This window comes from Pseudomonas sp. (genome assembly GCF_050739775.1).
Taxonomy (GTDB): Bacteria; Pseudomonadota; Gammaproteobacteria; order Pseudomonadales; family Pseudomonadaceae; genus Aquipseudomonas.
This window is the reverse complement of the sequence record NZ_JBOICA010000080.1, coordinates 1-9,883: the sequence shown is the minus strand read 5'-3', so window position 1 is coordinate 9,883 and position 9,883 is coordinate 1. Positions and strand designations below refer to the sequence as shown.

Genomic DNA, 9,883 nt, shown 5'->3' with positions numbered 1-9,883 from the left:
GTTCAGCTCAACTTGTTCGTCGTCACTGAGCACGATGTCTTGAGAGTTCATAGCGGCACTCCATGTCACGGCTGACTATGGAAGAGTAGCTCAAGTAGGAAATTTATTTTTGAGACAGAACACTAGGCGTTTCAGATGTAGCCATCGATATCACCTCGATTTCGACCTGGACCGTGAACAAGGCTTACGCCAGCCACTATGCTGCGGGCCGGGTATTGTGCGCCGGTGATTCGGTTCATCGGCATCCGCCAAACAATGGACTGGGCTCCAATACCTCGATCCAGGACGCCTACAACCTGGCCTGGAAACTGGCCTATGTCATCAAGGGCATCTCGGCGCCGACGCTTCTGGACACTTACTCGCCGGAACGCGCTCCGGTGGGCAAGGAGATTGTCACACGGGCGATCAAGAGTATTGGTGAAACCAAAGCTCTGCTGTCGGTATTCGAGCCTGACGGAGAATCAGGCGCGCTAGACCTGAGTGTGTTGTTTGAGGACGGTGTATCAGGCGCATCTACCCGCAGCCAACTCGCCCAGGCCATTGCCCGGAAAAACTACGAGTTCAATTGCCTCGGGGTCGAGGCCAACATTCTGTACAACTCGTCTGCAGTCATAGGCAGCATGGCCGACTTCGAGCCAGAGGATAAAATCAACGCCGCCTTTCATTCCAGGATCATGGCCGGCGCCCGCTTCCCCCATGCCTGGGTGACTCGCAAAGGTATTGAAATTTCCACCCTCGAACTGCTTGGGAAGGGCAAGTTCACACTCATCGCCGGTTGCCTGGGTGACGCCTGGATCAGCGCGGCCAAGCGCTTCGCCGGGGCGCATGGCATTCCTCTGGCAACCTGGAGAATTGGCGCACAAGCCGATGTTCAGGACATCTATTTCGACCTGCACAACCGGATCGGCTTCACCGACACCAGCATTGCCCTGATCCGCCCGGATGGCCATATCGCCTGGGCCGGAACCCTGGAGGGCAATCCCGAGCAAATCCTCGAAGGCGTATTGCGCCTCGTGCTTCATCTACCTCACCTGCACCTCAAGGGTGCAACGCAACAGCAAAAGGAGCTGGCATGAAACTGTTCAACAACCCTCACCTGGCCGTCGTTTCCGGTTCGAGCAAAGGGATCGGTCTGGCTATCGCCCAATCCCTGTATAACGAGGGCATCAGCGTCATCATCAACGGTCGCTCCCAAGCATCGGTGACTGCCGCCATTGAAGCGCTGCGCAACAAGGCACAATCGCCCACTGGAGAACTCATCGGCTTCGTAGCCGATCTCAGCGACCCAAAAGAAATCGAACGGTTGTACAAGGAACATCCGCATGTCGACATTGTGGTGAACAATCTCGGCGTCTACGGCGCTGCATCGTTTGAAGAGATCACCGATGAGCAGTGGCTGAAGATCTTTGAAGTAAACGTGCTCAGCGGCGTGCGTCTCTCACGCCAGTACCTGCCAACAATGAAAAAGCGGGGCTGGGGCCGTATCGTGTTCATCAGCAGTGAAAGCGCCATTCAAATCCCCCAGGAAATGATCCACTACGGCATGAGCAAAACCGCTCAATTGGCAGTGGCGCGTGGACTCGCTGAAACCTGCGCCAACTCAGGCGTCACCGTGAACTCCGTGCTGCCAGGACCAACCCTCACCGACGGCGTCAAGGCGTTCGTTCGCGAGCTGGGAGGCGAAAGCATTGAGCAGTTCACCGAGGATTACTTCAAGACCTTACGCCCCAGTTCACTGATCAAGCGCTTCCAGAAGCCCAACGAAATCGGCGATGCCGTGGCGTTCGTGTGCAGCGAAAACGCAGCATCGATCAATGGCACGGCCTTCCGTGTCGATGGTGGCGTTGTCAGGTCTTGTTTCTGAAGCAGGAGCCAAGTGCCTGGATGCTGATCGCCGCGATGTGGCGATACCGAGTTGCAATGGATATCGACTCCGACAAGGAAAAGCAACATGTCAAAGAACACGCCTCGGATATCCCGGCGCAACCTTCTGGTTGCCGGAGCCAGCGGTGTAGCGGTATCAACCCTGGGTTTTGCCGCTACCCCACAAAGCACAAAAACACCTGACAGAACGTGGGACCTCGAAGCCGATGTGGTGGTGGTCGGCAGCGGTGCCGCCGGGGCAAGCGCCGCCTTGTTCGCGCATGAAGGTGCAAGCAAGGTCATCTTGCTGGAAAAGGCCCCGTTCTTCGGCGGTACCTCGGCAAAATCCGGTGGCGCCTACTGGATCCCCAACAACTTTCACATGAAAGAAAAAGGGCTGGCGGACAGTGAAAAAGCCTGCCTGACCTACATGGCTCGCTATAGCTATCCACATCTGTACAACCCGGACCATGAAACGCTTGGCTTGCCACGGACTACCTTCAATCAGCTCAAGACTTTCTATGCCGAAGCCTCGCCGACCATCGACAAGCTCAAGGCAATGAAGGCGCTGGACTCGATGCGCTACTCCATTTTTGCCGAGGATGTGCCGGATCAGCCCGACTATGGCGATGTGTTTGCCGGCTCGGTCGGCTTGCGCGGTCGGGCATTGGGGCCCAGGCAGCCGAACAATCAGTTGGGGCTGGGCGCTGAACTGATGCGCCAGCTGCGTGCCGCCATCGATGCACGCGGAATCGATGTACGGCTCGCTCACCGGGTAGAACGCTTGATCGAGAACAGCAAGGGGCAGGTCATCGGACTTGAAGCCTCAACCCTGGGAGCGGACGACAATCCCGTGCGCCTGAACATCCGGGCTCGGCGCGGGGTGGTGTTCGGTACCGGTGGCTATACCGCCAACAAGCACCTGCGTACACAGTTCCAGGTCAACCCGGTCTTTGGTGGTTGCGGTATCCCCACCTGTGAAGGTGACTTCATTCGCATTGGCGGCGCCCTTGGGGCGCAACTGGGCAACATGGGGGGTGCCTGGCGTGCACAGACGTTACTCGAAGAGGCGATCGCCTATGCCAGCGTACCGAGAGAGATCTGGGTGCCGCCAGGAGACAGCATGTTTCTGGTGAACAAGTACGGCCGTCGGATCGTCAACGAAAAACGCAACTATCACGACCGCTCCAAAGTTCACTTCACCTGGGACCCGAGCACCGCCAACTACCCGAACCTGTTGATGTTCATGATTTACGACCAACGAACCGCCGATCTTTTCGCCGGCCACCCACCCATTCCAGCCCCCGGCTCAAAAGAGTCTTATGTGCTGGAGGGCAGAACATTCGATGAACTGGCCAAGGCACTTGACCAGCGCTTGGCTTCGTTGGCGACGCATACGGGGAACTTGCGCCTCGATCCGGGATTTGCCGAAGAAATGCAACGCACACTTGCCCGTTTCAACGGCTTTGCCAACAGCGGCAAAGATAGCGACTACAAACGCGGCGACTTCGCCTACGACCGCGACTACATGTTCTTTTATCCTGGGCCACCACGTACCGACACCCCGCATCAGGCCAATGACAAGGACAACTTCACCCTGTATCCACTGTATTACGCGGTGATACTTGCCCCCGTCACCCTGGACACCAACGGTGGTCCGGTGATCGACGAGAAAAGTCGCGTGCTGAACTACGAAGATCAACCCATCGCCGGGCTTTACGGTGCCGGTAACTGCATCGCCAGCCCTGCACATGATGCCTACTGGGCTGCCGGCGCAACCTTGGGCACGGCGCTGACGTTTGGTCGGCTGGCTGGCGAGAACGCCGCGCGCGAAGCGATCAAGGAGGTCTGAATGCCACACTTCAGAATGGCTATCCGTGCCACCTTCGGCGCTGTTGGTCCTGCGGTGTTATTGCTCGGTGCGTCTTGCCAGGCAATGGCAGAGGTCCCACTGGCCACCTCCCCAAGCTTCAAGACCACGATCCAACCGATGCTCGACACCTACTGTGTGTCTTGTCATATCGCCGGATCAGCACCTGAAAACCTCGACCTGCAACGCGCAAAGGCCTACGCCGGACTGGTCGATATCCCGTCCCGGCAAAGTGCGTTGAAACTGGTGGAGCCAGGATCCCCCGAGCAGAGTTACCTGATGCACAAGGTCACTGGCGACCAGGCTTCGGTAGGGGGCAAAGGCAATGCCATGCCGTTCGGGCAAACTCAGGCAGCCCCTGAATTGATCAACGCCTTGAAAGCCTGGATCGAAAAAGGCGCAGTGAACAACTAACCCCCCCGGCTGCCCCTACGGACAGCCGGGCTTGATTGCTCTCAACGTTTGCCGGTGGACGGCAACAGGATCGCCAACAGGCCGAACAACGGCAGGTACGAACACAGGCTGTAGACGTATTCGATGCCCTTGAAGTCGGCCAGGTAGCCGAGCAGCACCGCACCGATGCCACCAAAACCGAACATCAGGCCGAAGAAAATCCCGGCGATCATCCCGACGTTACCCGGCACCAGTTCCTGGGCGTAGACGACAATGGCCGAGAACGCCGACGCCAGGATAAAACCGATGATCACGCTCAGGACGCTGGTCCAGAACAGGTCCGCGTAAGGCAGCAACAGGGTGAACGGAGCCACGCCGAGAATCGAGAACCAGATCACCGCCTTGCGCCCGATGCGGTCACCGATCGGCCCGCCGAAAAACGTCCCGGCGGCCACCGCGCCGAGGAACAGGAACAGATGCAACTGCGAACTTGCCACCGAAAGGTCGAACTTCTCGATCAGGTAAAAGGTGAAGTAACTGGTGAGGCTGGACATGTAGAAGTACTTGGAGAACACCAGTAGCCCCAGCACCACCAGCGCACCGATCACTCGCCCACGCGATAGACCATGAGTCGCCGCCTGGCCGGCTTTGGCCTTGAACAGGTTCAGGTGTTCGCGGTACCAGCGGCTCAAGCCGTAGGTAACCAGTACGGCAAACACCGCAAACAGCCCGAACCAGACCACATTGCCCTGGCCGAATGGAATGATGATTGCCGCCGCCAGCAGTGGACCGAGCGCGGAACCGGCATTGCCACCGACCTGAAAGCTCGACTGCGCCAATCCGAAGCGCCCGCCCGAGGCCAGCCGGGCAATGCGTGAGGTTTCCGGATGGAAGGTCGAAGAACCGATGCCCACCAGCGCAGCCGCCAGCAAAATCATGGGGAAGCTGCCGACATACGCCAGCATGACGATCCCCACCAGGGTGCACAGGGTGCCCAGCGGCAGCAAATTCGGCATCGGCTTACGGTCGGTGTAAAAACCCACCCAGGGCTGCAGCAGCGAAGCGGTGATCTGGAAGGTCAGGGTAATCATCCCCACCTGGGCAAAACTCAGCCCGTAGTTGGCCTTGAGCATGGGATAGATCGACGGCAGCACGGCCTGGATCAGGTCGTTGATCAGGTGCGCCAGGGCGCAGGCGGCGATGATCCGCATGACCAGCGGGCTGCTCTGAGCAGTCGTGGCGCTTGCGGGCGAAATGGACGAGGCACTGCTTACAGCCATGACAAAGTCTTCCATCCGGTGGGTGGGATCCAATTATCCAGAATTCGTTAGCAAGCGCACTATTCTTTTCGACGAACGTGATCTCGACATTATTGCTAATGATTATCAATAGCTATAGCATTTTTACATTTCCCAGCCCTTGCTTCCCGCTCAGAGCACCGCACACATCATGAACCCATCCCCCACCTCAGTACTATCGAGCGAACCTGGCAACCGGGTACACAAAGCGCAACGACGCGAGGCCCCGCACTCCTGGCTAGGCTGGACAATCGCCGCCAGTGTGTTGCTGGTCGGTGGGCTGGTGTTGATGATGCAGTTGCCGTATCTGCAACGGCTGAACAGTGATGTTGCCAGCGCCTCAGGCGAGCGTCGGCAGATCCAGCTGGCCGATGGCTCCAAACTGATGCTCGACAGCGCCAGCGCGGTGGACGTCGATCTGCGCGGGCCGGTACGCAAGGTGCGTCTGATTCAGGGGCAGTTGTTCATCAATGTGGTCCATGATGGTCGCCCCTTTGTGGTCGAAGTCGATGACGCTCAGATTCAGGTGCTTGGCACCCGTTTCTCGGTCAGCCGTGGTCATGAGCACGACGAAGTGATCCTGCTCAAGGGCAAAGTGGAGGTCAGCAGCGCTTTCGGCGAAAAGCGTTTGCTCGCTCCTGGCCAGCGCCTGCGGGCCCACAACCTGGCCAGACAATTGATCATCGTCCGATTACCGATGCTGGCGCACCACACACAGGTACAGCTTCTGAGCCGCCTGCCCGCTAAGCAGTTGATCGCACGATTAATTTTTTAAAAAAGAGTGTTGACAGGTATTCGTTTAAAGCGAATAATGCGCGCCACTTGGCTACATAGCTCAGTTGGTTAGAGCATAGCATTCATAATGCTGGGGTCCGGGGTTCAAGTCCCTGTGTAGCCACCAAGTACTAAAAAGGGCTTACCGCAAGGTAAGCCCTTTTTTATTGCCTGCGATTTTATCCCGCCCTTCTCTAGTGCGCCTCAGCGTACATTGGCAAACACCACTGCCAAGCCCAACCCGATCAACGCCACACCAATCACTCGATCGACCGTCTGTTGCCGCTCAAGCATGGCCCGGCGCAACGCCGTGCTGGAGAAGAACAGCGCGACCAGGCTGAACCAGATCCAGTGAGCCACGGACATGAACAAGCCATAACCAAGGCTGGTCGCCAGCGAACTACCCGGCTGCACGACCTGAGTGTAGGCACTGACCACGAACAGCATGGTCTTGGGATTCAGGGCATTGGTCAGAAAGCCCGAGCGAAAGGCTGCCAACACCCCGAGCTGGCTGCAAGCCACATCGCCTTCGAGGGACATTCGTGTGGTGTTGGTCAACGACTTGTAACCCAGGTAGATCAGGTAGCCCGCCCCCAGCACCTTCATCGCCAGGAACAACGACGGGGACTGGCTGATGATCAGGGCCATGCCCAGCACCGTATACAGCACATGCACCTGCACCCCCAAAGCAATGCCCAGCGCGGCTGACAAACCAGCACGACGGCCAAAGGCGTAACTGCTGCGGGTGACCATGGCAAAGTCCGCGCCAGGGCTGACCACCGCCAGGACGGTGAACACGGCAACGGCAATGAGTTCATTCACGAATAGCTCCTCGATCTGCTAGGCAATTGCACAGATAGGACTGTACTTCGCCATTATCGAAAGCTTCATTCAAGGCAAAAAGCGATTTATAGTGCAGTAAATCCGCTAGTTTTTCTCACACAAATGAAACTGCCCGCGCTCACCGCCTTTCGCTATTTCGACGTTGCTGCGCAGACCCAGAGCTTCGTCCGCGCCGCCGAACTGCTCAACGTCACCCACGGTGCCGTGAGCCGCCAGGTGCGCCTGCTGGAAGAGTCCCTGGGGGTGGCACTGTTCGAACGGCGTAACCGCGCAATTTTCCTCACCCCTGCCGGCCGCGCACTGCAGGGCACCACCTTGTCGGTGTTCGAGCAACTGCAAGGCGCGGTGTATCGCCTGCAACAACAGGCCCGGGAGAACGTGCTGGTGCTGTCATGCGAGCCGACCATCGCGATGAAATGGTTGATTCCACGGCTACCCGCCTTTCATGCCGCCCACCCCGATATTCACCTGCATCTGGTGGCAGCCGGTGGCCCCATCGATTTTTCCCGCAGTGGCGTCGACCTGGCCTTGCGCCGTGATGATTTTCGCTGGGAAGCCGACCTGCACGCGGTGAAGATCTGTGACGAATGGGTGGGGCCGGTGAGCAGCACCAACCTGGCTATACCGGGCCAGGGCCTGGATGGCCAGTGTCTGCTGCACAGCGCGTCGCGGCCCAGCGCCTGGAACACCTGGCTGCGCCTGACGGGCGAATCAGCCCGGGACAGCCGTCGCGCTGACTACGAACATTTCTATCTATGCATCCAGGCCGCCGTGGCAGGCCTGGGTGTGGCCATGGCTTCATTTCTGATGGTCGGGGACGAGATCGATAGCGGCCAGCTGCAAGCACCGCGCAGCTTTGTGCAGGATCAATCGGCGTACTACCTGCTCTGGCCGCACCCCATGCCCGCCGACGACAAATGCCGACGCTTCGCCCAATGGGTCAGCGCGCAAGCCGAGGCCTGCCTGGCTCATTTGCTCTGAGGCTTATCGGTCTCAGGCAAGGCGCAGAAGGATGAGCCTGCGCTGAAATCCCCTCCCCAGGTGCGAAAACCCGCCGTGTCGATATGGATTCGCCCCGATGGGTAACGGCCCAGCCCCATGTTCCAGGCCTTGCCCTGGGTCTGCCAGAACCGGCACAGCGGGCTGGGATCGGCCCAGGGCGGCAGCACCACATCAACCGCAAACGCCCGGGTATGCGCGCTGTCTACGGCGCCGCCAGCGCAGTGATTCAGGCGCGGATCGCGGTACGTCGAAACCACTTCATAGCGCTGCAATATACCCTGATCATCCAGAGTCTTGAGCAATTGCAGGGTCGAACGTACTGCTGGCCACTGCGCCGCTGGCGCCACCGCGAAGGGCTGCGCCGAGCACAAGCGCCAGTCACTGGCCGAGCGCAGCAACTGATAGATCGGCACCACGCCATACAGGCGCGCATCCACCAGCATCTGCCGAAAAGCCCGGGTTTCATGATCGCCGACCCATTGGGCAAACAGGTGCAGGTCGCGTTCATCGGCTTGCGCCTGGGCAGTGCTCAGTAGCGCCAGTAGAAATCCTGCAGGAATACCTGCCTTGCACCACGCCGCCATCAGCATCCTCCCCTTCCCAATCCCCGGGAAACCTCTCCAGAATGGCAACCCTCCCGCTGCGAGGAGGCACTGACAAGGAGTTAAGCATGTACACGACAGTTCGATTGGCCCTGGGCCTGACAGCCCTGGCCTGCAGTGCAGCGGTCCAGGCCGATGCCCAGCTGAACCTGGGCAACCAGGAACGCGTGACCCGGCTGTTCGCCCACCCCAACAACTGCAACGTCATCTGTTTTCGCGACTGGAGCCTGGAACAGACGGTCGAGCACTACCTGACCCAGAGCGTGCAGCGCGACGGCTACCCCGCCGCCAAGGTGCAGGTCAGGCGCGACAACGACAACCTGCATGCCGAAATCCAGGGCGTACCCAGCAACTACAGCAAACCACTGGAGGCCCTGCTCGACACCGGCGAGCTAGCCTATCAGGGCGCCAGCCGCCTGAACCGCGAAGGCAAATGGGCCTATAGCTGGAACCTGTTCCTGCCGCTGGGAATGGCCCTGGAGAACCGCCGCAGCATCGAGCTGCTGCACTTCCCGCCGGACTACTCACTGACCCAGGCCCAGGACTATCTGCGCTCCAACACCAGCGACCGCTGGGCGACGCTGCTGACCTTCAACGGCATCCCCGCCGAGCAGACCCCGGCCTACCAGACCATCGTCGACATCGCCCCAATCGCCGCGCCAGCCAGCGCCGGCAAGGACCTGCAAGGGGTGTATGAGTACTTCAAGGATTACCAGCTACGCATGGTCCAGGAGGTTACCCGTAGCGCCAGCGGCATCGCCCTGCCCATGGTCGCGTTCGGCTCACCGGTACGCAGCTGGATCGAGCAGCAGTATGGGCCGAAGCTGAACGTGCTGGGACTGGTCAGCATCAGCCCGCAAGCCGGACAACAGGTGTCGGTACTGGGCGCCAACCACCCGAGCGCGATCTGGTACGCCGCTGACAAAGCCAATTATGACGGTGATCAGGACAAGGCCGACCAGGCAGGTTTGAAGATGATGGGACAGGATTTGAGCGCTGCCTGTTGGCAGGCGGGAATGGGCCGTAATCCGCAGGCGGATGCCCAGGCGACGCTGGGGGCATGTACGCAGAAGTGGCAGGTAACAGCGAAGAAGCAGACCTGTGAATTGTATTTCCGCACTGTTGGCAAGATGACGCCTGAGCAGGCAAGGGCCAAGTGCAATACCGGGGTGATGACGCGTGCATTGCGGGAGCTGAACAAGACTTGAGAACTTATCGCGGGGCAAGCCCGCTCCCAC

General features: G+C 59.2%; 10 protein-coding genes and 1 tRNA gene. 8 read left to right on the top strand and 3 right to left on the bottom strand.

Going from position 1 to position 9,883, the window contains the following annotated elements:
• Window positions 1-173 precede the first annotated feature (173 nt).
• From ACRESH_RS23940 to ACRESH_RS23925, 4 genes are all read left to right on the top strand, one after another.
• Window positions 174-1,076, top strand: a complete 903-nt coding sequence (locus ACRESH_RS23940; protein WP_431744298.1) for an FAD-dependent monooxygenase — start codon at window positions 174-176, stop codon at window positions 1,074-1,076.
• Window positions 1,073-1,864, top strand: coding sequence for an SDR family NAD(P)-dependent oxidoreductase (locus tag ACRESH_RS23935; protein ID WP_431744297.1), 792 nt, complete (start codon window positions 1,073-1,075; stop codon window positions 1,862-1,864). The genes ACRESH_RS23940 and ACRESH_RS23935 overlap by 4 nt, the downstream gene beginning before the upstream one ends.
• Window positions 1,865-1,951: 87 nt before the next feature.
• Window positions 1,952-3,715, top strand: coding sequence for an FAD-dependent oxidoreductase (locus tag ACRESH_RS23930; RefSeq protein WP_431744296.1), 1,764 nt, complete (start codon window positions 1,952-1,954; stop codon window positions 3,713-3,715).
• Window positions 3,716-4,147: a hypothetical protein gene (locus ACRESH_RS23925; protein ID WP_431744295.1), complete on the top strand. Its 432-nt coding sequence runs from the start codon at window positions 3,716-3,718 to the stop codon at window positions 4,145-4,147. It abuts the gene before it with no gap.
• Between the two features lie 41 nt (window positions 4,148-4,188).
• Here ACRESH_RS23925 and ACRESH_RS23920 read toward each other — a convergent pair whose 3' ends face one another.
• Window positions 4,189-5,406, bottom strand: a complete 1,218-nt coding sequence (locus ACRESH_RS23920) for an MFS transporter (protein WP_431744294.1) — start codon at window positions 5,404-5,406, stop codon at window positions 4,189-4,191.
• A gap of 169 nt (window positions 5,407-5,575) precedes the next feature.
• Between ACRESH_RS23920 and ACRESH_RS23915 the strand changes: the two genes are divergently transcribed.
• On the top strand, window positions 5,576-6,199 hold the full coding sequence (locus ACRESH_RS23915; protein WP_431744293.1) for a FecR family protein: 624 nt from the start codon (window positions 5,576-5,578) through the stop codon (window positions 6,197-6,199).
• 49 nt (window positions 6,200-6,248) lie between these two features.
• Window positions 6,249-6,325, top strand: a tRNA-Met gene (locus ACRESH_RS23910).
• 77 nt (window positions 6,326-6,402) lie between these two features.
• Here the strand turns inward: ACRESH_RS23910 and ACRESH_RS23905 are convergent.
• Window positions 6,403-7,020, bottom strand: a complete 618-nt coding sequence (locus ACRESH_RS23905) for a LysE family translocator (RefSeq protein ID WP_431744292.1) — start codon at window positions 7,018-7,020, stop codon at window positions 6,403-6,405.
• A 123-nt stretch (window positions 7,021-7,143) separates the two neighbouring features.
• Between ACRESH_RS23905 and ACRESH_RS23900 the strand changes: the two genes are divergently transcribed.
• The gene (locus tag ACRESH_RS23900; RefSeq protein WP_431744291.1) at window positions 7,144-8,022 is read left to right on the top strand and encodes a LysR substrate-binding domain-containing protein; all 879 of its coding nucleotides are present in this window, start codon (window positions 7,144-7,146) and stop codon (window positions 8,020-8,022) included.
• On the opposite strand, the gene ACRESH_RS23895 is transcribed toward ACRESH_RS23900, so the two are convergent.
• Window positions 8,010-8,627: a D-Ala-D-Ala carboxypeptidase family metallohydrolase gene (locus ACRESH_RS23895; protein WP_431744290.1), complete on the bottom strand. Its 618-nt coding sequence runs from the start codon at window positions 8,625-8,627 to the stop codon at window positions 8,010-8,012. The two genes, ACRESH_RS23900 and ACRESH_RS23895, sit on opposite strands and share 13 nt — an antisense overlap.
• Before the next feature lie 86 nt (window positions 8,628-8,713).
• Between ACRESH_RS23895 and ACRESH_RS23890 the strand changes: the two genes are divergently transcribed.
• Entirely contained in the window at window positions 8,714-9,853 is a 1,140-nt protein-coding gene (locus ACRESH_RS23890) for a hypothetical protein (protein WP_431744289.1), read from the top strand.
• The last annotated feature ends 30 nt before the right edge of the window (window positions 9,854-9,883 follow it).